Source organism: Phenylobacterium immobile (ATCC 35973), from assembly GCF_001375595.1.
Lineage (GTDB): Bacteria > Pseudomonadota > Alphaproteobacteria > Caulobacterales > Caulobacteraceae > Phenylobacterium > Phenylobacterium immobile.
Genome location: NZ_CVJQ01000001.1, coordinates 1 through 24,264, shown reverse-complemented (window position 1 = coordinate 24,264; position 24,264 = coordinate 1). Strand labels below are relative to the sequence as shown.

24 protein-coding genes are annotated in these 24,264 nt (G+C 68.8%); 13 read left to right on the top strand and 11 right to left on the bottom strand.

What is annotated here, in order from left to right; translation table 11 throughout:
• Positions 1-51: 51 nt before the first annotated feature.
• Positions 52-1,227 (bottom strand): MFS transporter, encoded by a 1,176-nt coding sequence (locus BN1313_RS00120; protein WP_091734854.1) that lies wholly within the window; start codon positions 1,225-1,227, stop codon positions 52-54.
• A gap of 3 nt (positions 1,228-1,230) precedes the next feature.
• Positions 1,231-2,406, bottom strand: coding sequence for an MFS transporter (locus tag BN1313_RS00115; RefSeq protein ID WP_176695845.1), 1,176 nt, complete (start codon positions 2,404-2,406; stop codon positions 1,231-1,233).
• Between the two features lie 125 nt (positions 2,407-2,531).
• On the opposite strand from BN1313_RS00115, the gene BN1313_RS00110 reads away from it, so the two are divergent.
• Positions 2,532-4,202: a phosphatidylglycerol lysyltransferase domain-containing protein gene (locus tag BN1313_RS00110; protein WP_091742010.1), complete on the top strand. Its 1,671-nt coding sequence runs from the start codon at positions 2,532-2,534 to the stop codon at positions 4,200-4,202.
• Here the strand turns inward: BN1313_RS00110 and BN1313_RS00105 are convergent.
• Positions 4,199-4,405, bottom strand: a complete 207-nt coding sequence (locus BN1313_RS00105) for a hypothetical protein (RefSeq protein WP_091734848.1) — start codon at positions 4,403-4,405, stop codon at positions 4,199-4,201. The two genes, BN1313_RS00110 and BN1313_RS00105, sit on opposite strands and share 4 nt — an antisense overlap.
• Positions 4,406-4,491: 86 nt before the next feature.
• On the opposite strand from BN1313_RS00105, the gene BN1313_RS00100 reads away from it, so the two are divergent.
• Positions 4,492-5,616 carry a tetratricopeptide repeat protein gene (locus tag BN1313_RS00100; protein ID WP_141653046.1) on the top strand — a complete coding sequence of 375 codons (1,125 nt, stop codon included), beginning with the start codon at positions 4,492-4,494 and terminating at the stop codon, positions 5,614-5,616.
• Here BN1313_RS00100 and pdeM read toward each other — a convergent pair.
• Together pdeM and BN1313_RS00090 are read right to left on the bottom strand one after the other, a co-directional pair.
• Positions 5,613-6,341, bottom strand: coding sequence for a ligase-associated DNA damage response endonuclease PdeM (gene pdeM, locus BN1313_RS00095; RefSeq protein WP_091734843.1), 729 nt, complete (start codon positions 6,339-6,341; stop codon positions 5,613-5,615). The genes BN1313_RS00100 and pdeM overlap by 4 nt on opposite strands.
• The gene (locus BN1313_RS00090; RefSeq protein WP_091742007.1) at positions 6,338-8,818 is read right to left on the bottom strand and encodes a ligase-associated DNA damage response DEXH box helicase; all 2,481 of its coding nucleotides are present in this window, start codon (positions 8,816-8,818) and stop codon (positions 6,338-6,340) included. Before BN1313_RS00090 ends, pdeM begins: the two co-directional genes overlap by 4 nt.
• Positions 8,819-8,950: 132 nt before the next feature.
• Between BN1313_RS00090 and BN1313_RS00085 the strand changes: the two genes are divergently transcribed.
• On the top strand, positions 8,951-11,755 hold the full coding sequence (locus tag BN1313_RS00085; protein ID WP_091734840.1) for an ATP-dependent DNA helicase: 2,805 nt from the start codon (positions 8,951-8,953) through the stop codon (positions 11,753-11,755).
• A gap of 7 nt (positions 11,756-11,762) precedes the next feature.
• On the opposite strand, the gene BN1313_RS00080 is transcribed toward BN1313_RS00085, so the two are convergent.
• Positions 11,763-13,055 carry a calcium-binding protein gene (locus BN1313_RS00080; protein ID WP_091734837.1) on the bottom strand — a complete coding sequence of 431 codons (1,293 nt, stop codon included), beginning with the start codon at positions 13,053-13,055 and terminating at the stop codon, positions 11,763-11,765.
• Between the two features lie 118 nt (positions 13,056-13,173).
• Here BN1313_RS00080 and BN1313_RS00075 point away from each other — a divergent pair, with 118 nt between their 5' ends.
• Complete coding sequence (locus tag BN1313_RS00075) at positions 13,174-13,914, top strand: prephenate dehydrogenase/arogenate dehydrogenase family protein (protein ID WP_091734834.1); 741 nt, start codon at positions 13,174-13,176, stop codon at positions 13,912-13,914.
• On the opposite strand, the gene hisC is transcribed toward BN1313_RS00075, so the two are convergent.
• The gene (gene hisC, locus BN1313_RS00070) at positions 13,911-14,972 is read right to left on the bottom strand and encodes a histidinol-phosphate transaminase (protein ID WP_091734832.1); all 1,062 of its coding nucleotides are present in this window, start codon (positions 14,970-14,972) and stop codon (positions 13,911-13,913) included. The two genes, BN1313_RS00075 and hisC, sit on opposite strands and share 4 nt — an antisense overlap.
• A gap of 2 nt (positions 14,973-14,974) precedes the next feature.
• Entirely contained in the window at positions 14,975-15,784 is an 810-nt protein-coding gene (locus BN1313_RS00065) for a chorismate mutase (protein WP_091734828.1), read from the bottom strand.
• A 179-nt stretch (positions 15,785-15,963) separates the two neighbouring features.
• Here BN1313_RS00065 and queC point away from each other — a divergent pair, with 179 nt between their 5' ends.
• The 7 genes from queC (at position 15,964) to BN1313_RS00030 (ending at position 20,650) form a co-directional block, all read left to right on the top strand.
• Positions 15,964-16,701 (top strand): 7-cyano-7-deazaguanine synthase QueC, encoded by a 738-nt coding sequence (queC, locus tag BN1313_RS00060; protein ID WP_245620037.1) that lies wholly within the window; start codon positions 15,964-15,966, stop codon positions 16,699-16,701.
• Complete coding sequence (queE, locus tag BN1313_RS00055) at positions 16,698-17,330, top strand: 7-carboxy-7-deazaguanine synthase (RefSeq protein WP_091734825.1); 633 nt, start codon at positions 16,698-16,700, stop codon at positions 17,328-17,330. The genes queC and queE overlap by 4 nt, the downstream gene beginning before the upstream one ends.
• A 12-nt stretch (positions 17,331-17,342) precedes the next feature.
• A complete protein-coding gene (locus BN1313_RS00050; RefSeq protein ID WP_091734822.1) occupies positions 17,343-17,711 on the top strand; it encodes a 6-pyruvoyl trahydropterin synthase family protein in 369 nt (122 codons plus the stop codon).
• 11 nt (positions 17,712-17,722) lie between these two features.
• On the top strand, positions 17,723-18,016 hold the full coding sequence (locus tag BN1313_RS00045; protein WP_091734820.1) for a putative quinol monooxygenase: 294 nt from the start codon (positions 17,723-17,725) through the stop codon (positions 18,014-18,016).
• Between the two features lie 10 nt (positions 18,017-18,026).
• On the top strand, positions 18,027-18,491 hold the full coding sequence (locus BN1313_RS00040) for a MaoC family dehydratase (protein ID WP_091734817.1): 465 nt from the start codon (positions 18,027-18,029) through the stop codon (positions 18,489-18,491).
• Positions 18,492-18,671: 180 nt separating this feature from the next.
• Positions 18,672-19,016: a hypothetical protein gene (locus tag BN1313_RS00035; RefSeq protein ID WP_091734815.1), complete on the top strand. Its 345-nt coding sequence runs from the start codon at positions 18,672-18,674 to the stop codon at positions 19,014-19,016.
• A gap of 290 nt (positions 19,017-19,306) precedes the next feature.
• Positions 19,307-20,650 carry an aromatic ring-hydroxylating oxygenase subunit alpha gene (locus BN1313_RS00030; protein WP_176695844.1) on the top strand — a complete coding sequence of 448 codons (1,344 nt, stop codon included), beginning with the start codon at positions 19,307-19,309 and terminating at the stop codon, positions 20,648-20,650.
• Here BN1313_RS00030 and BN1313_RS00025 read toward each other — a convergent pair.
• Positions 20,647-21,312 carry an alpha/beta hydrolase gene (locus BN1313_RS00025; RefSeq protein ID WP_091734810.1) on the bottom strand — a complete coding sequence of 222 codons (666 nt, stop codon included), beginning with the start codon at positions 21,310-21,312 and terminating at the stop codon, positions 20,647-20,649. The two genes, BN1313_RS00030 and BN1313_RS00025, sit on opposite strands and share 4 nt — an antisense overlap.
• 146 nt (positions 21,313-21,458) lie before the next feature.
• On the bottom strand, positions 21,459-22,139 hold the full coding sequence (locus BN1313_RS00020) for a spermidine synthase family protein (RefSeq protein WP_091734807.1): 681 nt from the start codon (positions 22,137-22,139) through the stop codon (positions 21,459-21,461).
• Positions 22,140-22,202: 63 nt separating this feature from the next.
• On the opposite strand from BN1313_RS00020, the gene BN1313_RS00015 reads away from it, so the two are divergent.
• Positions 22,203-22,661, top strand: a complete 459-nt coding sequence (locus BN1313_RS00015; RefSeq protein ID WP_091734804.1) for a YaiI/YqxD family protein — start codon at positions 22,203-22,205, stop codon at positions 22,659-22,661.
• 118 nt (positions 22,662-22,779) lie between these two features.
• On the top strand, positions 22,780-23,256 hold the full coding sequence (locus BN1313_RS00010) for a BLUF domain-containing protein (protein ID WP_176695843.1): 477 nt from the start codon (positions 22,780-22,782) through the stop codon (positions 23,254-23,256).
• Here BN1313_RS00010 and BN1313_RS00005 read toward each other — a convergent pair.
• A complete protein-coding gene (locus tag BN1313_RS00005) occupies positions 23,253-24,065 on the bottom strand; it encodes an arylamine N-acetyltransferase family protein (RefSeq protein ID WP_176695842.1) in 813 nt (270 codons plus the stop codon). The two genes, BN1313_RS00010 and BN1313_RS00005, sit on opposite strands and share 4 nt — an antisense overlap.
• Positions 24,066-24,264: the final 199 nt, after the last annotated feature.

The window sequence follows — 24,264 nt, the reverse complement described above, 5'->3', positions numbered from 1 at the left end:
GCTTAGCTCTTGCCGGTGTGCTGACCCGGGCGCAAGTCCAACCTCACGGGACTAGATGCGGCCCGGCTTCGGCAGTGTTTTCCAGACTGTGGCGACCACCGCCAAGCCCATGATCGTGACCAGGAGTGGGCCCAGATACATGTTGCGGATGCCGATGAGATCCGTCAGGCCGCCGGCCATCACGGCGCCAAAGCCGACGCCGATCTGGTTGGTCATTGAGAAGGTCGCCATGGTCCGACCGCGCTGATGGGCCTCGCCGGTTTCCATGGCGAGCGCGGTCGTCGCCGAATTGACCAGAGCTGGACCGATCGAGGCGATGACCGCTCCGGCCAGGACGAGCGGCAGGGAATGGCTGAACCAGATGATCGCGAAGCCGGTCATCTGAGCCGCCAACCCCGCGGCTATGATCCGGCCTTGGCCAAGGGTGTCGGACCGCTTGCCGAGCAATGGGCGGATCACCACCGCCAGAACGCCCGCCATGATGTAGTAGACCCCCACGTCGCCGATCTTCTCGTCGCGCGCGAAGAGCGGCAAAAACGCGGTGATCGCCGGTGTCGGCAGGCCCTGGCAGATGTTGAGGATCATCGCGACCAGCAGGCCGCGGTTGATCACGCCGCCCTTCGCCGCTGGCGGCGCGTCGGCCGCCGGCTTGGCGATGGCCTGGGCCGCGCGCTCGGCGCGGTCGTGCTTCAAGAGCGCATAGCCAGGGATGAGCGACAGGGCGGCGAAGGCGGCGGAGGCGGCGAACACGCCGGTGAACCCGCCATGGCCGGCGATCATCCAGAGGGCTATGGCCGGACACATCGTCTGGGTCAGGCCGATGACGCTCGTGTAATAGCCTGTCGCCTCGCCCCGACGATCGATCGGCGCGGCGTGCGCCAGATAGGAATAGCCGCCGATATTCGTCGCCGCCCAAGCCACGCCGCGCATGACGCAGACCACGAACACCGCCCACAGATAGGGCACGAAGAAGACGCCGCCGGCGATCAGCAGGCTTGCGAGACCGATCACCAGCATGGCCACCAGGCCGATGCGGTCGGCGACCCGGCCCAGCCAAGGCCGCACCAGGAAGCTAGGGGCGGAAAAGGACAGAAGCGCCAGGCCCGCGACGGAGGCGCTGCCGCCTAGCTCGGTGACATAGAGCGGGATGGTCGGCCCGAGGATCGACTGGTTGGCGTAGGCCAGGAAGATCGCCAGGCAGAGGAGAACGAACGGCTTGTTGAGCATGCTTTAGATCCGGCTGGCCTTAGGCAGGGTGCGCCAGACCGCGACCACGACGCCGAGGCCGGCGATCGTGACCAGCAGCGGGCCCAGGTACATGTTGCGGATGCCGACCAGGTCGGTCAGGCCGCCGGCCATCATGGCCCCGAACCCGACGCCGATCTGATTGGTCATTGAGAAGGTCGCCATCGTGCGCCCGCGCTGGTGGGCTTGTCCGGCTTCCATCGCGAGCGTCGTCGTCGCCGAATTGACCAAGGCGGGGCCGATCGAGGCGATGACCGCCCCGGTCAGCACCATGGGCAAGGAATGGCTGAGCCAGATCATTGCAAAGCCGCCCATCTGCGCCGCCAGGCCCGCCGCGATGATGCGCCCTTGCCCCAGGGTGTCTGAACGCTTGCCGAGCAACGGCCGGATGACGACGGCCAGCACGCCCGCCAGCACGTAATAGACGCTGACATTGCCGAGGCCTTCGTTGCGCGCGAAGAGCGGCAGGAAGGCCGTGATCGCTGGCGTGGGCAGGCCCTGGCAGATGTTCAGGATCATGGCGATCAACAGGGCGCGGTTCATCACCTTGCCCTTGGCGGGAGGCGCGTCGCCCACAGCCGGCGCCGCGGCGGCCTTGGCCGCCCGCTCCGCACGGTCATGCTTCAGCAGCGCCCAGCCGGGCGCGAGGGAGGCCGCCGCACAGGCCGCGGAGGCGACGAACACACCGGTGAACCCGCCGTGACCGGCGATCATCCAGAGCGCGATCGCGGGACAGAGGGTCTGGGTCAGGCCGACCACGCTGGTGTAGTAGCCCGTGGCCTCGCCCCGGCGGTCAGCGGGCGCGGCGTGCGCCAGGTAGGAATAGCCGCCGATGTTCGTCGCGGCCCAGGCGACCCCGCGCATGGCGCAGGCGATGAACACCGCCCACAGGTACGGCGCGAACAGGACGCCGCCGGCGACCAGCAGGGCGGCCAGGCCGATCATCAACATGGCGACGAGGCCGATGCGGTCGGCGACGCGCCCCAACCAAGGCCGCACCATGAAGCTGGGCGCGGCGAAGGTGGCGAGCGCCAGGCCCGCGACGGATGCGCTGCCGCCGAGTTCGGTCACATAGAGCGGGATTGTCGGCGTCAGAATCGACTGGTTGGCCCAGGCCAGGAAAATCGCCAGGCACAGCAACACGAACGGCTTGTTGAACATGCCCGCCCCCCACTGCGGCTCTTGTCTTCGACACAGCCAGCCGACCCGCATAAGGCGCAGGTCTTGCAGCGGGGCTTCGGATGGCGCAACCCCATTGCAATGACGACCACGAGAGCCGCCGCCGCATGCGAACGTTCAATGCGCTGAAGCCGGCCGCCTTCGCGGTCGCGCCCTGGACAGCCGCGACACTCTGTCTTGCGACCGGGGTGATGCTGATGGCCTCCGGGGCTTCGCCGTCGGAACCTTACCGCTTCATGCGCCTGCTCGACGTGGCCCCGATCTTCCTGATCGAGACCAGCCACTTCCTGAGCAGCGTCGTCGGTCTGATCCTCGTCATGCTCGCCTTCGGTTTACGAGCCCGCCTGGGCGCGGCCTGGATCGCCGCCTTGGGCGCTCTGTTCCTGGCGGCCTTGCTGACCGTGCTCAAGGGGCTGAATTGGGAGGAGACGGCCGTCGTCTGCCTCGTCGCCGCCCTGCTTGCGCCGTTCCGCGCCGCGTTTGGCCGCAGCGCGCGCCTCAGCCGGATGGAGGTCACGCCAGGCTGGCTGTTCTCGGCCGGTTGCGGCGTGGTCGGCGCCGGCCTGATCGGCCTGTGGTCCTTCCAGCATGCCGACTATGCGACCTTGCCCTGGTGGCGGGTGATGGTCGACGCCGACGCTGCGCGCGCCATGCGCGCCTGGATCGGTGCGGCGCTGGTGCTCTTCGCCTTCGGGGTCTGGCGGCTGATCGCCTCGGCGGCGACCCCGCCCGTGGTCGGCGACACCGATCCAGAATTCGATCGCGTCCGCGCGATCCTGGCCAAGGCGCAAGGGGCTGAACCGGGATCCAACCTGGCCCTGCTTGGCGACAAGCGGTTCCTGTTCTCGGCTTCTGGCGAAAGCTTTCTGATGTTCGGCGTGCGCAGCCGCTCCTGGATCGCACTGGGTCCGCCGGTCGGCCGCCGCGACGAGCGGCTGGAGCTGCTCTGGCGCTTCCGCGAACTGGCCGACGCCCACGCCGCCCGGCCGGGCCTCTATGGCCTGGGGGCGGAGGATCTGCCCGACGTCGTCGAGCTCGGGTTCGCCATCCAGAAGGTCGGCGAATCCGCCGCCGTGCCGCTCGATACATTCTCGGTCGAGGGTCGCCGTCGCGGCAATCTGCGGCGCGCCTGGCGCAAGGCGGGCGAGGAGGGGGCTACCTTCGAGGTCATCCAGGGCGCGGCCGTCCACGCCGTGATGCCGGACTTGACCGCCATATCCGATGATTGGCTGGCCCGACATGCGGGCGGTGAGAAGTCGTTCTCCATGGGCGGTTTCAGTCCCGGCTACCTCGCGGAATTCCCGATCGCGCTCGTTCGCATCGGGGGCCAGCCTATGGCCTTCGCAACCCTTTGGACCACAGCCGAGCGCGGCTCCTTCTCCATGGACCTGATGCGCTACGCTGACGCCGCACCGAAGAACATCATGGACTACCTCTTCGTTGAGTTGATCGCCTGGGGCCGCGACCAGGGCTACCAGGCCTTCGAATTCGGCATGGCGCCCCTGGCGGGCCTCGAGGACCGGCCGTTGGCGCCGATCATGTCGCGGGTCGGCCGGCTGCTCTTCGAGCGCGCCGAGGAGATCTACAATTTCCAGGGCGTCCGGCGGTACAAGGACAAGTACGACCCCCTGTGGCAGCCGCGTTACGTGGCCGCGCCGCGCAAGTGGGCGATCCCCATTCTGCTCGCTGACGTGGGTCTGCTATCGTCCGGCGGCGTGGCCGGCCTCGCGAAGCGGCCGAAGAAGGCTGAGACGACTGAACTCGAGCAGGCCGCCTAGGGCCGGCCGGTGGTCACGCCCAAAAGGTTCACGAGGTGGACCACGACGAATATCGCCAGCGCCGTCGACAGCATCATGATGAACCGCCAGGGCATCAGGCGGGGGCCCTTGTGCGGATTGGGCGGCCGCGCCCCGCGCCAGCCGGCGAAGAGGGCGATCGCCAGGAACAGCCCGATCAGGGCGAGAGTCAGCGCGAGCGACATTGGCCGGCCTATCGCAGGTCGGCGCGGCCTTGGAAAGCGCGCGGCTTGCGCTAAACCAGCATCTTGGACTCGGTCAGGAGCGGGCGATGGCCTTGCAGGCGCCCTGGAGCGTAAAGGGCGTGGATGTCAGAGCCCGCGAGGCGGCCAAGCTGATGGCCCGCCGCGCCGGCCTGACTCTCGGCGAATGGCTCAATCGCGCCATCCTCCAGGAGGCCAGCCGGCCGGAGCCTGACCAGCCGCCGGTCTCCGCGGCCCGTCCCGCTGACGCCGAGGCCATCGAGGCGCTTGGCCGGGAAGTGATCGCGCTCGCCCGCGCCCTCGACCGCCGGCTGCGGCTTGCGGAATCGAAACTTCGCGGTCTGGCCGAGACTGACGCCCGTTCAGCTGAGGCGATCGACGACCTCGCCCAGCGCTTGCGCGATAGTGAGAGCCGCCTGGCGGACTGGATCAACGCGGCCCGCGCCGCCGGCGGATCGCGGCCCTTGGGGCCCACGCCCTTCGATCTGCTGGCCGCCGACGCGGCCCTGCCGGATGGTCCGTCGGCGCAGGACCTTTTTGAGACCACCCCGCCGATGGAGGCGCGCGCCGAACACCCCGCGGCGGCGACGGGAGCGTCATCCCTGACCGACGACGACGCCGACTTCATCCCAATCCCCGCCCGTGCGCCGCCCGGCGCAGGCGTGGCGCGGCGCCGGGCGGCGGCGGACCGTCGCGTGGCCGTGGTCCTGGCTTCCGCCGCCTGCTGCCTGGCCCTGGCGGGCGCCGGCGTATTCCTCCTGCGCGATGGGCCGGAAGCGCCTGTCACGCCCGTGGTCGCAACGCCGCCGCCCGCGCCGCAGATTGATCCCGCGATCGCCCGCCTCGAAGGCATGGCGGCGGCCGGCGACCCCGCGGCCATGCATGAGCTGGGCCTCGCCTACTTCAACGGCGACGGCGCGCCCAAGGATCTGCCGCGGGCTGTCCGCTGGTTCCGCGCTGCGGCCGAGAAGGGTCTGGCCCCGGCCCAGCACAACCTGGCCATGATGTACGCGGCGGGCTCCGGCGCGCCGCGCGACCCGGTGGAGGCCTGCGCCTGGTTCAGCGTCGCCGCGACCGCCGGCGACGCCGAAGCCGGCAAGGCGCTCCGGGAGATCTGGAAGGGCTTGACCCCCGACCAGCGCCAGGCCGCCAACGCCCGGGTCGCCACCCTGCGTGGCGCGCTGCGAATCTAGCCGCGGTCCGTTGCCAGCGAGCGCCAGCCAATGGCGTGGACGCGGGTCTTGCCCAGCGCCGCCACCAGGGGATTGCGGGCGAACAGGCCGACGAAGGCCGCGTCGCGGACGTTCAGGCCCCCCGCATAGGCGCCGAAGGCCGGCAGGATCGCCCGCTCGCCATCAGTGATGAAACAGCGGCGGCGCACCGATCCGCCGGCGGCGCGCACCTTCGCCGCCGGGTGCAGGTGGCCGGCGATCTCGCCGGGGCGGGCGCCGGGCAGGGGCTCGTGGCGAAGCGTCAAGCCTTGCAGGACGATCTCGCCGACGACAGCGCCCGGAAGCGAACGCGGACCATCGGCGTCATGGTTGCCGACGATCCAGATGAGGTCGCGTCCCCGCGCCAGCGCCGCCAGCCGGCCGGCGTCGTCCAGCGGCAGGCGGGTCTCTGCGGCTCTGTCGTGGAAAGTGTCGCCCATCAGGACGATCATCGCCGGATCGAGCGCCGCGACCTCCGCCTCCAGGCGGCTCAGGGTCTCGCGGGTGTCGTAGGGCGGCAGCATCTGACCGCGGACCGCATAGGCCGAGCCCTTTTCCAGATGCAGGTCGGCGACGCAAAGCGCGCGCGCCGCCTCCAGCCAGAGGGCGCCGGACGGACGCATCCGGGCCGCGCCCTCGCCCAGCGGCAGGGCAATGGACCCGCAGGCCTGCGCGGCGAACTTCCAGGCGAAAGGCGGGGCGCTCATGCCATGTCCAGATAGAGAGCTTCGGCGATCAGGTCTTCCTCCGCTTCCTGAAGGATGGCCGCCTCATGGCTCGCGCCCGGCGCACGCTCCTTGCCGATTTCCAGCAGGATCGGAACCGAGAAGGGCGACAGCCGCTCCAACGGCGCATGGCGGATCCGGCCGCGGATCCGCGCCAGCATCTGGCCCAGTCGCGCCACGTCGATCAGCCCGGTCGCGGCGTCGGCCCTCGCACAGCGCAGCAGCAGGTGGTCCGGCTCATGTTTGCGCAGCACGTCGTAGATCAGGTCGGTGGAGAAGGTGACCTGGCGACCGGACTTCTGCGCCTGGCCGGGAAAGCGCCGTTCGATCAGGCCGGCGATCACCGCGCAGCCTTTGAAGGCCCGCTTCATCATGAAACTCTCGGCCAGCCACGCCTCCAGGTCGTCGCCCAGCATGTCCTCGTCGAACAGGGCGTCGAAATCGAGATCATCGAGCGGCTTCATCGCCCAGATCGCCAGCGCATAGTCGTTGCAGACAAAGCCCAGGGGCGCCCGGCCCAGGCGCTCAAGCCGGCGCGTCAGCAGCATGGCCAGGGTGGTGTGCGCGAGGCGCCCTTCGAACGGATAGATCGCCATGAAGCGCCGCTTCCCCCGCGGGAAGGTCTCCAGCAGCATCTCGTCCTCACGCGGGATGACCGAGCGGTCGCGCTGCGCCTCCAGCCATTCGCGTACGTCGAGCGGCAGCACCTGCCAATGCTCCTGGTCGTACATCAGCTCGCGCACCCGCTTGGCCAGGAAGGTCGACAGCGCGAATTTCGAGCCGCCCCAGGACGGCATCTTGGCGTCGCGGTCGTTGGCGGGCCGCACCAGCACGTCGAGATTGGTCACCGCCTCCAGGGCCCAGGTCTGGCCGGCGAAGATGAAGGTGTCGCCGGGATCGAGCATCTCCAGCATGCCTTCCTCGACCTCGCCGATCTTGCGGCCTCCCTTGCCGCCGCGCATCGCCATGCGGACCGTCAGCACCGCCGGCGAGACGATGGCGCCGACGTTCATGCGGTGGGCCTGGGCGATCTGGGCGTTGCGCGCCCGCCAGCGGCCGTCCTCGTCGCGGACGATCCGGCGGAACCGGTCATAGGTCTTCAGCGCATAACCGCCGGTCGAGACGAAATCGACGACCTGTTCGAAGTCCTCCCAGGTGAGGTCCAGATAGGGCCCGGCGGACCGCACCTCCTCATAGAGCGCGACCAGCTCGAAGGGCTCGGCGCAGGCGCAGCCCATGACGTGCTGGGCCAGGACATCCAGGGCGCCGACGCGCGGGGCGTCGCCGTCCAGCGAGCCGGTGGCGATGGCTTCCCGCGCGGCCTGACACTCCAGCATTTCGAAGCGGTTGGCGGGCACGAACAAGGCGCGGCTCGGCTCGTCCAGCCGGTGGTTGGCCCGGCCGATCCGCTGGACCATCCGCGAGGCGCCCTTGGGCGACGCCAGCTGGATGACAAGATCAACGTCGCCCCAGTCGATGCCCAGATCGAGCGTCGAGGTGCAGACCACCGCCCGCAGCTCGCCGCGCGCCATGGCCGCCTCGACCTTGCGCCGCTGCTCCGGCGCCAGCGATCCATGGTGAAGGGCGATCGGCAGGTTGTCGTCGTTCAGCCGCCAGAGCTCCTGGAAGGCGAACTCCGCCTGGAACCGCGTGTTGACGAAGACCAACGCCGTCCGCGCCTTCTTGATCGTCTCGTAGACCTCGGCCATGGCGTGTTGCGCGGTGTGGCCGGCCCAAGGCACGCGGCCTTCCGACAGAAGGATGTCGACCAAGGGTTCAGCCCCGGCTGGACCGCGGACCACGGCGATTGGCCGGCCGCCACCCATCCAGCGGGTGATCACCGCCGGGTCGTCAACCGTCGCCGACAGTCCGACGCGGCGCATCATCGGCGCCAGCGTCTGTAGGCGCGCCAAGTCCAGCGCCAGCAGGTCGCCGCGCTTGGAGCCATGCAGGGTGTGGATCTCGTCCAGGACCACGCACCGCAGGTCCTGAAAGAAAAGGGCCGCCCCCTCCCAGGCGCACAGCAGGGCCAGCTGCTCCGGCGTGGTCAGGAGGATATCCGGCGGCTTGATCCGCTGCCGCTGGCGGCGCGCCATGCCCGTGTCGCCGGTCCGACTCTCGGCGGAGATCGGGAGACCCATCTCCAGGATCGGCGCCATCAGGTTGCGCTCGACATCGACCGCCAGGGCCTTCAGCGGCGAGATGTAGAGGGTATGCACGCCGCGCGCGCTGTTGGCCGGCGCGCGCTCGGTGATGTCGATCAAGCTGGGCAGGAAGCCGGCCAGGGTCTTGCCGCCGCCCGTGGGCGCGATCAGCAGGGCGTCGTGGCCGGCCCGACCCTGTTCGACCATCTCGAGCTGGTGCGCGCGCGCCCGCCAACCGCGCGCCGCGAACCAGGCGTCGAACCGCGGCGGCAGGACAGGCCCCAGGGTCGGGGAAACGCGGGCGGCGACAGCCATCCCAGCGCCTATACCATGTTCCTGTTCCGTTTCCATTCGCTGCGTGTATGGTCCGGGCTGCGAGTCGAGGGAGCGCATGTCGGGCGTGATGGGGGTTGGCGTAAGGGGCTGCGGCGATCTGGGCGATCGGCCATGACCGTCGCCGTGCCGGCCATCGACCTCGCGCCCGCCCTTGTGGTCCCGCCGGGAGGTCGTGCCGCCGTCGCCGATGCCCGCGGCGCGCAGATGATCCGCCTGGCGGATGCGCGGGATCTCTTTGAACACGGCCCCGTCCTGGTCGCCCACGCCGGCATGACCGCCCGTCGACTGGGCTTGAACGCGCCGCCGCGGACGGGGGGTATCTTCGACGTGCTGGAGCTCTTTGCTTTCGTCCGACCAGCGCGGTTCTGCGCCCCCTCCGCCGCGGGGCTGGCGCTGGCGTTGGGCCTGGCCGAGCCCAAGGGCTCCGACGCCCAGGCCGCCTCCCTGCGCCAGGCGGCGGAACTGCTCTTGGAGGAGCTCGCCCAAGTCCCGGAACCGTCGCGCGAAGAGGCTTTGGCGATCGCCGAGACCCTGGCCCGCGCCGGCTGGCCCTGGGGCCTGGCCTGCGCCTCGGCCCTGCGCAGCGCGCCGATCAGCAACGTCTTCCGCGGCGGCGGCCTCGATGTCTGGACTCGTCTGATCGAATGGGAGGCGGAGGCCCCGCCCGGCGAGCCTGGCTCCAAGCCGGTCGAGCCCGCCGCCGCCGCGGCTCGGCTGAAGGATCTGCTCGTGCGCGCCGGCCTCGATGAAGCGCGCCCCGCCCAGTCCGAGTTCGCGCAGGAAGCCGCCTTCGTCTTCCAGCCGCGCGAACGGGAGGGCGAGCCGCGGATGATGCTGGCTGAGGCGGGGACTGGCATCGGCAAGACTCTGGGCTATCTTGCGCCGGCCTCTGTCTGGGCCGAGGCCAACGGGCCTGCGGTCTGGGTCTCCACCTATACCCGCGCCCTGCAGCGGCAGATCGAGCGCGAGACCCACGCCCTCTATCCCGATGTGAAAACCCGCGCCAAACGCGCGGTCGTGCGGAAGGGCCGCGAAAACTACCTGTGTCTGCTGAACCTCCAGGACATGGGCAACTCCGCCCAGCTGGGGGCTGGCGACCTCGTGGGGCTGGGCCTCGCCGTGCGCTGGGCGCGGGCCACCCGCGACGGCGACATGACCGGTGGCGACTATCCCGCCTGGTTGCCGACGCTGTTCGCCGTCGGGGTGCAGAACCAGGCCGGGCCGCAGAACCTGGTAGACCGGCGCGGCGAATGCGTTCACGCCGGATGCCCGCACTATCGCGTCTGTTTTGTCGAGAAGGCGATCCGCGCCTCTCGGCGCGCCGATCTGGTCATCGCCAATCACGCCCTGGTCCTCACTCAGGCCGCTTTCGACGGCGCCCGTGCGGCCCGCGGTTCTAAGGCGGACGGCGAGACGACGGCGCTCAAGCGCATCGTTTTTGACGAAGGCCATCATCTGTTCGACGCGGCCGACAACGCCTTCTCCGCCCAGCTTTCAGGAGCCGAGTCCGCCGAACTGCGCCGCTGGATCCGCGGCCCGGAAGGGCGTGGTCGGCGGGGGCGCGGCCTCGAGGCCCGGCTCGGCGAGGTTCTGGCGGACTATGACGACGCCCGGGAGACTCTGGCCGAAGCCGTCCGCGCCGCCGCAGCCCTGCCAGGTGAAGGTTGGTCCGGCCGCATCGCCCCGCCGGGCGGCGAGGTCAATCCACATGGACCGATCGAGGCCTTCCTCGTCGCGGTGATCGAACAGCTTCGGGCCCGAGCCGGCCGGGAAGGCTCCGGCGCTCCGGATCTGGGGATGGAGTGCTCAGCGCGGCCCGCTCTGGATCTGGTCCGTGAGACGGCGCGCGAGGCGGCTCAGGCGCTCGCCCGGCTGGAGGCGCCCCTGCTCTCCCTGGCGCGGCGACTGGAGGACGTGCTCGACGACGAAGCCGCTGAGCTGCCGGTGACCGAACGGGCCCGCATCGAAGGCGCCCTGCGCGGTCTGGACCGGCGTGCGCGCATGACGCTTCCGGCCTGGCGGTCCATGCTGCGCGCCATCGACGAGGACTCGGAAGACGATCCCGATTTCGTCGATTGGTTCGATGCGACCTTCCTCTATGGCCGCGTCGTCGACGCCGCCTGCCGCCGCCATTGGGTCGATCCCACCGAGCCCCTCACAAACGCCGTCATCTCCCAGGCCCACGGCGTCCTGGTCACCAGCGCGACCCTCGCCGACCCGGCGCTCGCCGATCCCTTCGCCCTGGCGGAGATGCGCACCGGCGCGGCGCGACTGCCCGAGCGGCCCAAGACCCTGCGCCTCGCCTCTCCCTTCGATTACGCCGCCAACGCCCGCTGCCTGGTGGTCACCGACGTCAGCCGGGACGACGCGCGCCAGGTCGCCGCCGCCATGCGTGAGCTGTTCCTGGCTGCCGGCGGCGGGGGTCTTGGCCTTTTCACTGCGATTCGCCGCCTTCGCGCCGTGCACGAACGCATCGCCGGTCCGCTTGCCGACAAGGGTCTGGGCCTCTACGCCCAGCACGTCGATCCGCTCGAGGCCGGCGCTCTGGTCGACATCTTCCGCGCCGAGGTCGACTCCTGCCTGTTGGGCACCGACGCCGTGCGAGACGGGGTCGATGTGCCGGGCCGGGCGCTGCGCCTGCTGGTCTTCGATCGCGTGCCGTGGCCCCGGCCGGACATCTTGCACAAGGCGCGTCGCGGGCGCTTTGGCGGCAAAGGGTATGACGACGCCATCGCCCGCGGCCGGATCGCCCAAGCGTTTGGCCGGCTGATCCGCCGGGCCGACGACAAGGGCGTTTTCGTGATGCTTGACGCCGCCGCGCCTACCCGGCTGTTCTCCGCCCTGCCATCCGGCGTGGAGCTTCAGCGGGTCAGCCTGGTCGAGGCCATTGAGCAGACGGCCGCCTTCCTGGGTTGACGGGCTGTCAGGCGATCGAGGTGAAGGCGATATCGGCCAGGGTGCGGCCGACCAGGGCGACGGCGGTGTCGGCCACCCGGTCGCCGTCGGAGTCGGCGAAGACCAGGACCGAATTGCCCACCTGGACGGCCACATAGCGCGCTTCCGTAGAGTTCATCGCGACCTGGGCCTGGGAAAGCGCCGCCGCGGCGCTACCCGCTGAGGCGAGCTCGGTATAGTTGGTCGCGCTGCCCGCCGGTCGCGTCGCGTCGCCGAAGTGCAGCTTCGACAGGATTGTCCAGTCAGTCACCTGATCGAGCGCATTCAGCGGCGCATTGGTCGGGGTGTCGAAGACAAAAAGGTTGTTGCCGGCGCCGCCGGACAGGACGTCGGCCCCGCCGCCGCCGTTCAGGGTGTCGTTGCCCAGGCCGCCCGTCAGGCTGTCGGCCGCCGACCCGCCGCGCAGGCTGTCATTGCCCGCGTCGCCAAAGAGAGCGGCGGGCCCTGCGCCGGAAACCAGCAGAACGTCGTCGCCCTGGCCGCCCAGCAGGGTGTTGTTGACCCCCTGGCTGATCAGGGTGTCGGCGCCGGCGTTGCCTTGGAGGATCGCGCCGCGGGAGTCTGCGCCCGCGACCAGCTGGTCATTCCCGTCGCCGCCTTCGACCGTGCTGGCGCCCAGGCCGACGGTGATCACGTCGTTGCCGGCCATGCCGTAGATCAAGTCCAGGCCGCCGCTTCCCACGATGGTGTCGTCGCCCAGGTCGCCGCTTAGGAAGTCCGCGCCAAGGCTGCCCGTCAGGCTGTCGTCGCCCTGGCCGCCTAGCATGGTCGAGGCGCCCAGCGCCGTGATGATGTCGGCGCCGATATTGCCCTGCATGAAGTTCTGGCCGGCGCCGCCGGTGATCACGTCGTCGCCCTGGCCGCCGAAGATGGTGTCGGCGCCCGCGCCGCCAGCCAGGATGTCGTTGCCCTGGTTGCCCTGCATAACGTCGGCGCCGCCGCCGCCGGTCAGGATGTCGTCTCCCTGGCCGCCGTACATTGCGTAGCGATCAGCCGTGGCGATGGCCAGGACGTCAGGCCCGGCCCCGCCCACATAGAGGCCCGTGCCGTCGAGGAAGATGAAGTTTCCGGCGCTGTAGGCTTGGACCGGGAATATCTTTGAGAACCCGCCGCTGGTGATCGTCACCGTTGCGCCGGACGGCGCATAAGCCACAGTCGAGCTGATCGAGCTCATGTTGGCCCCGCGGAACACCAGGGTGTCCTGGGCCGTGAAGTTGGCGGCGTCGCTGGCGGTGATGGTGTCGAAGAAATAGGTCGCCAAAGGGGGCCTCCGGCCGGCGGGCTAAACGTCGGGACTACATCTCACAATTCGCCTGTCGGTTCCCTGAACTTTTCAGCCGCCGATTTACGAAGCGCCTGCCCACGCGCTATCGAACGGCATGAAAAGCTTGGGCATCATCGGGTTTGGCCAGTTCGGGCGGCTGGCGGCGCGGATCCTGGCGCCGCACTTCGACCTGAAAGTCACCGACGTGTCGGCGGACTCCGAGGCCTATGCCCGCGCGCAGGGCTACGCGTTCACAACCCTGGCCGAGGCCGGCGCCTGCGAGATCGTCGTGGTCGCCGTGCCGGTGGCGGCCATGCCCGCGGTGTTTGCAGCGCTCGCACCTCATCTTCGGCCAGGCGCCCTCGTTGTCGACGTGGGCTCGGTGAAGGTCGTCCCCGCCCAGCTGATGCTCGACCTGCTGCCCGCCCACGTCGATCTCGTCGCCACCCATCCGTTGTTCGGGCCGCAGAGCGCCAAGGGCGGCATCGAAGGCCTGCGCTTCGTCATCTGCCCGCTGCGGGGCGACCGTCACGAGCGCATGGCGGCCTTTGGGCGGTCTCTGGGCCTAACGGTCACGGTCACCACGGCCGAGGAGCACGACCGCGAGATGGCCTATGTCCAGGCGCTCACCCACTTGATCGGCCGCTCGCTGGTCAACCTCGGCATCCCCGACGAGCAGCTGAAGACCCCGTCCTACCAGCATCTTCTCGAGCTCTGCGCCCTGATCGGCGGCGACACATTCGAGCTCTTCACAGCCATTCAGACCCAGAATCCCTACGCCGCCGAGATCGCCCGCGCCTTCGTCGGCGAGGCCCAGAGCCTCCTGGAGCAGGTCGGCGCTGGCCCGCCCGCCTAGTCGCCGAGAATTTCCCGGAGCGCCTCCAGCAGCCGCCCCACCTGCTCCGGGGCGCCCACCGTGATGCGAAGGTGGTCGGCGATGCGCGGGGCGTTGAAACGCCGCACCAGGATGGCGCGGTCACGCAGGGCCTGAGCGATCTCTTCACCGCTGCGGCTGCGGTGCTTGGCGAAGATGAAGTTGGCCGCCGAGGGCAGAACCTCGAAGCCGAGCTGCGCCAGGCCGCCCGTCATGCGTTCGCGGCCGGCGATCACGTCCTGGCGGCGCGCCTGGAACCAGGCCTCATCCTGAACCGAGGCGGTCGCCCCGACTTCGGCGATGCGCCCCAGGGGGTAAGAGTTGAAGCTGTCCTTCACCCGCGTCAGACCCTCGATCAGGCCCGCGTCGCCAAAGGCGTAACCGACCCGCAGGCCCGCCAGCGCCCGGGACTTAGACATGGTGTGAATGACCAACAGGTTCGGATAGTCGACGATGTCGGCGACGACGCTCTCGCCACCGAAGTCCACATAGGCCTCGTCGATGACGACAGGGACATCTGGATTGGCCTCGACGATCGACAGGACCTGCGCCCGGGTCAGCGGCACACCGGTTGGCGCGTTGGGGTTGGCGATGATCACCGGCCCGCCGCCGGTCGGATAGTCACCGGGCCGGATGCGCATGGCTTCATCCAGCGGCACGATCTCGCTGTCGATACCGAACAGGCCGCAGTAGACCGGGTAGAAGCTGTAGGTGATATCGGGGAAGCGCAGGGGCCGATCGTGCTTCAGCAGAGCCGCAAAAGCGTGGGCCAGCACTTCGTCGGAGCCGTTGCCCACAAAGATCTGGTCGGCGCGCAGGCCATGGCGGGCGGCTAGCGCCTCACGCAGCGCGAGCGACTGCGGATCAGGATAGAGCCTAAGGGTGTCGGCGGCGGCGGCCCGCATGGCTTCCAGCGCGGTCGGGGAGGGCCCGAACGGGCTCTCATTGGTGTTCAGCTTGATCAGGTCGGCGATGCGCGGCTGCTCGCCGGGAACATAGGGGGACAGCGTCTGGACGATGGGGCTCCAGAAACGCGACATGGTCAGACGTCCAGGGGCGCCGGCGCGGCCCCGATCACGCCGGACAGCGAACCCGGCGCGCGCTTCAGGCGCTCGTCCTCAGCCTGGTAATAGGCCGACAGCGCAAAGAGCTTCAGGCCGCCCGCCTCCAGCAGGATCGAGCCTGCGACGCCGACCTTCCCCAATTCCTCCTCGATGGCAGATGCCTTGCCGGGCGCGTCGGTCACCCAGAACGTGGTGTCGTTTCCGGTCGGCTCGACCTCGACGTCGGCCATGGCGAGCGCGCTCATCGGGCCCCCGCCCGATCCCGGCGATTCGAAGTCAGGCAGGGCGGCGAAGATCTTCACCTTCGGTTCCGCCAACAGGCGGCCCCACCAGGGATTGTCGGCGGTCAGCGCGCAGACGCCGACGCCGCCCAGCTTGCGGGCGGCGGCGATGGCGTCCTCGGGCTTGGCGACCGAGGTCAGGGTCGGTGCGGCGCCAAACCTTTGGCGCGCCGCCTGCAGGGTGCGGGCCTGGTCGTTCCCGCTCCACACGGTCAGCGCATAGTCGCCCTGAGCGGCGAGGTTGGCGGCCATGATCTCGCGCCACACGCGGACCACCAGTTGGGCGGAGGCGGCCTTGCGGGGCCGGTCGACCAGGCTGCGGACGATATGGGCTTCGCGGCCTGGGCGCAGGCCAAAGGTCGGCGGTCCGCCGCCGGCGGCCTTGGCGGCCGCGACATCGCCAGCCAGGCCTGCGCGTTCATCGAGCAGGGCGAGCAATTCGGCGTCGATGGCGTCGATCCGCCATCGGATCTCCTCCAGTGAGCGCGCGCTCTCAGCCTTGGCCATAATTTCCCCCAGGGTGGAACGAGGCGGGTTAGGTCATTGCCGCCGGACGCGCAATAGGCCGCTCGTGGGCAATATTCTTGCCTCCGGGGCTGCTCGACGGAGCATCAAAGCCTGGCTGTTCGCGGGCCAGGTCCACAGTGACGCTTTGCGAACCGCCACGGGGTGGGCATATGGAGCCCATGGCGATGCGACCCTCAGGCGCTCTGGTGTTGTTTTCCGGCGGGCAGGACTCGACGGTCTGTCTCGCCTGGGCGTTGGCGCGGTATGAGTGGGTCGAGACGGTGGCCTTCGATTATGGCCAGCGCCATGCCGTCGAACTCGTCGCCCGCAACAATGTCCGGCAGCGGATCGCCGCGACCTTCCCTGAGTGGGCCTCGCGGCTGGGCCCGGACCACATCTTGGACATGCGCGGCTTTGGCGCGGTCGCCGACTCCGCCCTAACCGACGACCGGGCCATTGAGATGACCGCCAAGGGTCTCCCGTCGACCTTCGTCCCCGGTCGCAACCTGGCGTTCTTCGTCTATGCCGCCGCGCTGGCCGACCGGCGGGGCCTCGTGGCTCTGGTGGGCGGCATGTGCGAGACCGACTTCTCGGGCTATCCCGACTGCCGCCGCGATACGCTGGACGCGATGCAGACCTCGCTGAACCTCGGCATGGCGCAGCCCTTTTCAATCGAGACGCCCCTGATGCTCCTGACCAAGGCTGAAACCTGGGGCCTGGCGCGGACCCTCGGCGGCGAGGCCCTGGTCGAGATCGTCGTCGCCGACAGCCACACCTGCTACCTGGGGGATCGCACGATGCACGCCTGGGGGGCCGGCTGCGGAACCTGCCCGGCCTGCGAACTGCGCGCGCGCGGCTACGCCGAATGGGTCGAGGCCGATCGCCCGGCCACGGCTTCCCCCTTCGCTGCGCGATGAGTTACGCGGTCAAGGAAATCTTCCTCACCCTGCAGGGTGAGGGCGGCCAAGCCGGCCGGCCGGCGGTGTTCTGCCGTTTCACCGGCTGCAATCTATGGTCTGGCCGCGAGGAGGACCGCGCCACGGCGGTCTGCACCTTCTGTGACACCGATTTCGTCGGCATGGATGGTGAAGGCGGGGGCCGGTTCGCCAACGCCCAGGCGCTGGCCGCGGCCATCGAGGCGGCGTGGATCGGCGGGCCTCACGATCGGCTAGTCGTGATCACGGGCGGCGAGCCCCTGTTGCAGGTCGACGAAGACCTGATCAGGGCCCTGCACGCGGCCGGCTTCGCCATCGCGCTCGAGACCAACGGCACATTGCCGGTTCCGGAAGGCGTCGACTGGATCTGTGTGAGCCCAAAGGCCGACGCCGGCGTCGTGCAGATCCACGGCCAGGAACTGAAACTGGTCTTTCCCCAACCAGGCGTCGACCCGGAGCGGTTCGAGGCCTTGGATTTCGAGCGGTTTTTGCTCCAGCCCATGGACGGGCCGATGCGGCTGGAGAACACCCAGGCCGCGATCGCCTATTGCCTCGCCCACCCACGGTGGCGTTTAAGCGTCCAGACCCACAAGTATCTGGGCATCGCGTAGAGCCTCCCTGTCATGAGCGCCGCAGTTTTCGAGATCACCAAGTCGGCCGGCTTTGACGCCGCCCACCATTTGCCGGTCGTCAAGGGCGGCCCCTACACGCGCCTGCATGGCCACTCCTTTCGCGTCGAGGCGACCATCCGTGGCGAGGCCGTCGAGCCGGTGGGCTGGGTCGTCGATCTGGGCGAACTTGATCGGGCGCTGAAGGCGGTCGCCGAAGAGCTGGATCATGGCCTGCTCAACGAGAAGCCCGGCCTCGAGAGTCCGACGCTGGAGCATCTCTGCCTCTATTTCGTCGAGCGCCTGAAGTCGGGTTTCCCAGGCCTTTCCCGCATCGTCGTCTCCCGTCCCACGGTCGGCGAGAGCTGCGCGCTTAACCTCTAGCAAGGCTCGCCATGTCCCTTCGCCTCGTCATCACCTTCACCGCCCTGCCCGGCAAGGGCGCCGACTTCGCCGAGGCCTTCCGGGCGCGCGCCGAAGCGGTCATGGCGGAGGAGACGGGTTGCCTTCAGTACGAGGTCTTCCGCAGCGCCCAAGAGCCCGACAAGGTCGTCCTGCTCGAGCAGTGGGAGAGCCAAGCCGCGCTCGACGAGCACTTCAAGGTGAGCCAGGGCCGTCCGCGCATCTCGGAAGGATTCCTCGCCGGCCCGCCGAGCCGTGAAGACTACGAGTACGCACGCGTCAGCTGAGGCGACTTCGGTGGCCCATCCAGATCGCTACCTCGACGACTTGAAGGTCGGTGAAGTTTGGCTGGGTCAGCCCTTTGAGATCACCGAAGCCGAGATCATCGAATTTGCGCGGGCCTACGATCCGCAGCCCATGCACATCGATCCAGAGGCGGCGGCTCGCGGCCGGTTCGGCGGGCTGATCGCCAGCGGCTGGCACGTGGCGTCCCGGGTGATGCGCGAGTTCGTCGATGAAAGCCCGTTCGGCGCAACGCCGATGCTGGGCCTGCGCATCGACGAGCTTTGCTGGCTGAAGACCGTTCGCCCTGGCGACCGGCTGCGGGTGCGCCGCGAGATCCTTGAGGTCGTCCCCTCAAAAAGCCGCGCCGACCGCGGCGTCGTCCGAACCGCCACCACCGTCACCAATCAGGACGGCGAGCTGGTGATGAGCTTCTTCACCCTGATCCAGGTGCCTGCCAACGCGGGGACGACCCTCTAGGGGTCGCCGCCTGCCTGCGCCTTCGGGCTGACGCTCAGAAATGCGCCATTCTATCGCCGCACGGCCGCGCCAGTCGCCTACGCCGCGCTCAGCGCGCGAGCCTGTGCTAGGATGCCTTTCCTTTCGCAGGAGAGCGATATGGGCGTGAATTTAAGAGTTCTCGCTTGTGGCCTCGTCCTCATGACCGCCCCGACGGGTGCGGCCGCCGCCCAGAAGCCGGTGGTCGAGAAGGTCCAGGTCGGCGTCACCGACTACAGCGATATCCTGGCCCGTTACGGCTCGCCGGCGCGAAACCAGCTCCACGCCGACGGCTCGCGCACGGTGACCTACGCCTGGACGAAAACGCGCATCCGACCGGTGACCTTCGTGCCGTTGCTCAACCTCGTGGGCGGCGGCGGCAAGACCCGGATCAACGCCCAGACCCTGACCTTTGGGCCGGATGGCAAGCTGGTCAGCCTCACGGCGGACGACGCCAAGGTTGAATGCGTGATCTGGTCCGGCTGCTCCGGCGCGTCGCCCGACTAGGCTATCGGGTCTTTGAAAATTCCGCGGCGTGCGGAACAAGGTCCGAGCCGTTTGGGTTTAGAAGGCATCGCAGCCTCACGGCGGCGATCCTTCCAAGGCTTTCCCCGGCATCGGTTGGGGCGAGCCGAGGTCGCACGGGGCTCCCGCTCTCCACTGGAGGCGGGGGCCTTTTGCGTTTGGGGCCGCCGTCTCATCTGCCATCTTGGGCCAAGACTTGCGGGCTTGGGCCAAGGCCGTTGACGGCGGGCGCTTTCAGGCACGCCATCGTCCCAATCTTGGGAGTGATCGCGATGCTTAGAGGCGCTGACAAGCCGTTTCATGACTATGTCGATGTGGCGCGCCACACCGTCGACCGCATCATCTTCTCCGACCAGGCGGTCTATGAGATGGAGCTGGAGCGGATCTTCGCCCGCGCGTGGAACTTCATGTGCCACGAGAGCCAGATCCCGAAGGCGGGCGATTTCTTCCTGAGCTTCATCGGCGAAGAATCGGTGATCGCGACTCGCGACAAGAAGGGCGAGCTTCAGGTCCTGCTGAACAGCTGCCGCCACCGTGGCAATGCGGTCTGTCGCGCGGAAGCCGGCAATGCGCGATCGTTCCTGTGCACCTACCACGGCTGGACCTATGGCCTGGACGGCCAGTTGATCGGCGTCCCCGGCTACAAGGACTTCTACCACGAGCAGCTGGACAAGTCGCAGTGGGGCCTGGTGAAGGCTGGCAAGGTGGCCAGCTACAAGGGTTTCGTCTTCGCCACCATGGACCCGGAAGCCCCGGACCTGGAAGAGTTCCTGGGCCCGGTCGGTCGGCTCAGCATCGACCTCCTGGCGGAACGTGGCGATCTGATGATCGTCGAGGGCGTTCAGAAGAACCAGATCACCTGCAACTGGAAGCTGGCCGTCGATAACCTGTTCGATTTCTACCACGCCTCCATCAGTCACGCCTCGGCCTACATGTCGGGCTTCCGGGCCATTCGGAACCCCAACTCGCCGCAGACGCCCGACTATGTGCGCTCGATCTTCCGCGTGGTGATGGGCGAATACGGTCACGCCATCGGCGGCCCGAAGGTCACATCCGAGGCGCTCGACAAGCTGGAGAATGAGCCCGACACCAATCCGCGCAAGCGCGACCTGTGGCGCCGTCGCAAGCCCGGCGCGCGCGAGATTCTGGGCGAAGTCGGCATGGAGGCCGGCGGCCACCCCAACATCTTCCCGAACATGTGGCTGACCGGCAACCAGGTCTGCCTGCGCCTGCCGAAGGGGCCCGAGATCACTGAAATTTGGTGGTTCACCCTGGTCGATAAGTCTGTCTCGGACGAGCAGCAGGAAGAGGTCGTCCACAACGCCAACCACAACTTTGGGCCGGCCGGCTTTCTGGAGCAGGACGATGGCGAGAACTGGGATCAGTCGACGCGGGCCACGCGCGGCTCAATCGCCCGTCGCTACCCCCTCAACTACGAGATGGGCGCAGGCTTCGCCGCTGTGAAGCGCGCCGAAGGGATCACCTACGTCGACGAGCTGATCAACGAGCACGCCCAGTTCTGGACCTACCGCGCCTGGGCCGACTGGATGGACGCCGAGAACTGGCCGGCCTTGAAGACCGCGCGCACCATCCCCCTGACCGAAGGCGTGCTCTAGGGCCGCGAGGCGAGGGTCTCGGCCAGGAACCGCGCGCCGAGCGCTAGGCCTTCAGCGTCGACGCTGTGCCCCAGGCCAGCGGCCACATAGGTCTGCAGCGGGAATCCAAGCGCCGTCAGCCTGGCCTCCGCCTGACGCATGGCCGTCAGCGGCAGAACATCGTCGGCGTCGCCGTGCGCCAACAGGATCGGCGGCTTGCTCCGGACTTCCTCGCCCAAGGCGTCCGGGTCGGCCAGCATGCCCGCGTAGCCGACGACGCCGGCGATGGGACGCTGGCGGCGGGGCGCGACATGCAGGGCCATCATCGTCCCTTGACTGAAGCCCACCAGGGCCAGGCGATCTTCGACCAGGCCGTGGGCGGCCAGGTGATGATCGATGAAGGCGTTCAACGCCGGCGCTGAGACCCGTACGCCCGCCGCCCGCGCCTCCGGCGCGAGGCTGGTCAGCGGCCACCACTGGCGGCCGAACGCCGTGCCCGGACAAGCTTGCGGCGCGTCTGGGGCGAGAAACAGGGTGTCTGGGAGGGCGTCGCGCCAATAGGGGACGAAGCCGATCAGGTCGGACCCGTTTGAGCCATAGCCATGCAGCAGCACGACGATGGACCTGGGGGCTGCTCCGCTGGCGGGCGCCTCGCTGGGGCCATTCAGCAGGTCTTCAGTCATCGGCTCAATCCTGCGAGGCTCGCGCTGAGTTCGGCGCACCGGAAGGGTTTGGTCAGCCGCACGAGCCCTGGCGCAACGAGGCCTGAGAGGTCGGCTACGGCAGATAACTGCCTCGCCCCAGGAGAGGCCGCAACCCCATACGGACCCTAGCGGGCCGCCAGCCAGATGGTATGCCGCGCGCCGCGGCCGCGGCTGCTCGCGCGCACGGCATGTTCCTCCACGACGAATCCCGCCCGTCGCAGTTTCGGCGTGAAGCTGGGAAAGCGCGCCGATGACCATACCGCCAGGAGCCCGCCGGGGGTGATCGCAGCCCATGCCGCTCTGAGGCCCGCTGCGTCATAAAGCGCGTCGTTGGCCGGTCGCGTCAGCCCCTCGGGGCCGTTGTCCACGTCCAGCAGGATCGCGTCCCAGGGTTCGCTGATCGGTCCTTCCAGGGGAATGACGTTGGCGACATCGCCGATCCGGATGACCACGCGCGGATCCTCCAGGCTGCCGGCGAACAGGCTCGCCAGCGGGCCGCGCGCCCAGGCCACGACCTCCGGAACGAGTTCGGCCACGGTGATCTGGGCGTCGGCCGGAAAGGCGGCCAGCGCCGCGCGCAGGGTGAAGCCCATGCCCAGGCCGCCGATCAGGACGCGCGGCGTGGCGCGACCGCCCAGCCAGGCTGCCGCCAGTCTCGCCAGCGCCTCCTCCGAGCCGCTCAGCCGACTGTTCATCAGCTCGATGGGGCCGGCCATGATCGACCACTCCGCGCCGCGGCGCATGAGGCGCAGCTCGCCGCCGCCGTCGGGCACGCTCGCGCTGTCGAGATGCTCCCAAGGGATCATTGGGCTCTCCTAGAGCGCATTGGCGGGCCTGTCGCCTGCGCCATTTGCGACTAGAAGGGAGCGATGACGAGCCTCTACATCGACGCCGACGCCTGCCCCGTGAAGGACGAGGTCTATAAGGTCGCCGACCGCTACGAGCTGCCGGTCTTCGTCGTGTCCAACAGCTGGATCCGTACGCCCCGCGGTCCCCGCATCTCCCTCGTGGTGGTCGACGCTGGACCGGACATCGCCGATGACTGGATCGCCGAGCGGGCGCGGGTGGGCGACATCGTCATCACCGCCGACATCCCGCTGGCGGAACGCTCGCTCAGCGCCGGCGCCCAGGCGCTGCATCCTACGGGGCGTCTCTACACGGCCGACAACATTGGCGCAGCCTTGGCCTCGCGGGCCATCGGCGAACACCTGCGTTCCATGGGCGAGATCACCGGGGGGCCGCGCCCCTTCGCGCCGGCCGACCGGTCGCGCTTTCTCCAGGCGCTCGACATCGCGGTGACGAAGGCCCGACGCGCCCGCTTAACGTGATAAGTTCTGACTTGATCGCGCCAAGAAAAAGCCGACATCGAACCTGTTACTTGGAGTCGGCTTCGCCGGAGTATGCGGTCGGACGGGCGTGCGTACGGATCTGCGGTCAGGAGGTCAGGTGAAGCAAGGCTCGATCCAGCGGCTCCTCTATGTGAGCCGCATCACAGCGCGGGCCGCAGGCCCCCTTCCCAGCACCATGGAAGATATTCTCGTGGAATCGCACGGGCGCAACGCCGCGCTGGGCGTCACGGGGTTCCTCTGGTCGGACGGAGTCCACTTTTGTCAGGTTCTGGAAGGCGCGGACGCGGCGGTCGATGCGGTCTTCGCCAGCATCTTGCAGGACGATCGTCATAAAGACGTCAGGCTCCGGTTGCAGGAGGCGTCGTCGGATCGGAAGTTCGATCGATGGTCCATGTGCGGCATGACGCTTTCGGACCTGGACGAAAGCGTCATCGATGGCGGCGACCTCGGCGGCGACCTCTATCTTGCGCCGGCCGAGGACGTCATCGCCATGCTGGCCCACCTGTGCGCAGTCCATGGCGCTGCGCTTGAAGCGCAGCACCGGCGGATCGTAGCGGCGACGGCCGGCCTTTAGGTCGCGGCGAACAGGGTGTCGTGCCGCGCGCTGATCTGCGGCCAGAGCGACGCAGCTTCCGGCAGGTCCAGATCGAAGCGCGTGCGCACGACGTCGGCCCATTCCGCGGCGGTTGCGATGAGGGTTTCCGCCACGCGGCCCTCCGGCGTCACCTCGCGCAGCACGCGACCGCGCAGCTGAAGCAGGCCGGAAGGCGTGTGCCGCATCACCAGGGCGTTGAGCTTTTTGGGGCTTTCCGGATGGGTCTGGATCGCCTGGCAAACGCTCTCCAGCAGCGCCTCGTCCGCGAGGACAGGGCGGAAGTCGAAATAGGGCGCGGCGCCGAGGTCGTGGTTGTGCAGGCGCCAGGCGCCATCGCCAAGATCTTCGAGGCGGAAATCGAAACCGGCCGCCGAGAAGGCGTGAGCCTCCAGTCGGAAGGGGTCTTGCGGTCCGTCCGCCAGGCCGACGTCGGCGATCCAGAACCCCTCAGGCAGGCGGACGAGATTGACGAGATGGTTGCCGGCCATGCCGGGCGCGCCGCCTCGGCCGACGCCGCCGGCGACCCGTGTGACGTCGTAGCCGGCCAGCTCGAGCGCCAGCCCGAAGACGCCGTTCATCTCGTAGCACCAACCCCCTCGGCGCCGGCCGACGATCTTCTCCCAGGCGGCCTCGCGACTGGCCGTCAGCGGCCGTCCCAGCTGGACGTCGAGGTTCTCGTACGGAACGGCCAGGATGTGCGCCCGGTGCAGGGCGTGCAGGACATCGAGGCTCGGCGAAACAGGCCCGTCGTAGGCGATCCGGTCGAGGTACTCGCGAAGGTCGGGCATGGGGGCTCTTTGCGGCTTCACCATGAGTCTAGTTCACAGCAGGGCGGGCCGGAAGTCTCCCGATCCAGCGTAAGTTTAAGGTCCCCACAGCAAAAAGGGCGGCCCTTTCGAGCCGCCCTTCCGCTGAGGTGCTAGCTAGGTTTGGCTAAGGCTTAGCCGCCCCACGCCTTTTCCTTGGAGCCGGTCACCGGCGCGCCGA

Bases quoted from the DNA above. Each gene is read 5' to 3' on its own strand.
- BN1313_RS00120 (WP_091734854.1), bottom strand. From the start codon at position 1,227: ATGCTCAACAAGCCGTTCGTTCTCCTCTGCCTGGCGATCTTCCTGGCC.
- BN1313_RS00115 (WP_176695845.1), bottom strand. From the start codon at position 2,406: ATGTTCAACAAGCCGTTCGTGTTGCTGTGCCTGGCGATTTTCCTGGCC.
- BN1313_RS00110 (WP_091742010.1), top strand. From the start codon at position 2,532: ATGCGAACGTTCAATGCGCTGAAGCCGGCCGCCTTCGCGGTCGCGCCC.
- BN1313_RS00105 (WP_091734848.1), bottom strand. From the start codon at position 4,405: ATGTCGCTCGCGCTGACTCTCGCCCTGATCGGGCTGTTCCTGGCGATC.
- BN1313_RS00100 (WP_141653046.1), top strand. From the start codon at position 4,492: ATGGCCTTGCAGGCGCCCTGGAGCGTAAAGGGCGTGGATGTCAGAGCC.
- pdeM (WP_091734843.1), bottom strand. From the start codon at position 6,341: ATGAGCGCCCCGCCTTTCGCCTGGAAGTTCGCCGCGCAGGCCTGCGGG.
- BN1313_RS00090 (WP_091742007.1), bottom strand. From the start codon at position 8,818: ATGGCTGTCGCCGCCCGCGTTTCCCCGACCCTGGGGCCTGTCCTGCCG.
- BN1313_RS00085 (WP_091734840.1), top strand. From the start codon at position 8,951: ATGACCGTCGCCGTGCCGGCCATCGACCTCGCGCCCGCCCTTGTGGTC.
- BN1313_RS00075 (WP_091734834.1), top strand. From the start codon at position 13,174: ATGAAAAGCTTGGGCATCATCGGGTTTGGCCAGTTCGGGCGGCTGGCG.
- hisC (WP_091734832.1), bottom strand. From the start codon at position 14,972: ATGTCGCGTTTCTGGAGCCCCATCGTCCAGACGCTGTCCCCCTATGTT.
- BN1313_RS00065 (WP_091734828.1), bottom strand. From the start codon at position 15,784: ATGGCCAAGGCTGAGAGCGCGCGCTCACTGGAGGAGATCCGATGGCGG.
- queC (WP_245620037.1), top strand. From the start codon at position 15,964: ATGGCGATGCGACCCTCAGGCGCTCTGGTGTTGTTTTCCGGCGGGCAG.
- queE (WP_091734825.1), top strand. From the start codon at position 16,698: ATGAGTTACGCGGTCAAGGAAATCTTCCTCACCCTGCAGGGTGAGGGC.
- BN1313_RS00050 (WP_091734822.1), top strand. From the start codon at position 17,343: ATGAGCGCCGCAGTTTTCGAGATCACCAAGTCGGCCGGCTTTGACGCC.
- BN1313_RS00045 (WP_091734820.1), top strand. From the start codon at position 17,723: ATGTCCCTTCGCCTCGTCATCACCTTCACCGCCCTGCCCGGCAAGGGC.
- BN1313_RS00035 (WP_091734815.1), top strand. From the start codon at position 18,672: ATGACCGCCCCGACGGGTGCGGCCGCCGCCCAGAAGCCGGTGGTCGAG.
- BN1313_RS00030 (WP_176695844.1), top strand. From the start codon at position 19,307: ATGCTTAGAGGCGCTGACAAGCCGTTTCATGACTATGTCGATGTGGCG.
- BN1313_RS00025 (WP_091734810.1), bottom strand. From the start codon at position 21,312: ATGACTGAAGACCTGCTGAATGGCCCCAGCGAGGCGCCCGCCAGCGGA.
- BN1313_RS00020 (WP_091734807.1), bottom strand. From the start codon at position 22,139: ATGATCCCTTGGGAGCATCTCGACAGCGCGAGCGTGCCCGACGGCGGC.
- BN1313_RS00015 (WP_091734804.1), top strand. From the start codon at position 22,203: ATGACGAGCCTCTACATCGACGCCGACGCCTGCCCCGTGAAGGACGAG.
- BN1313_RS00005 (WP_176695842.1), bottom strand. From the start codon at position 24,065: ATGCCCGACCTTCGCGAGTACCTCGACCGGATCGCCTACGACGGGCCT.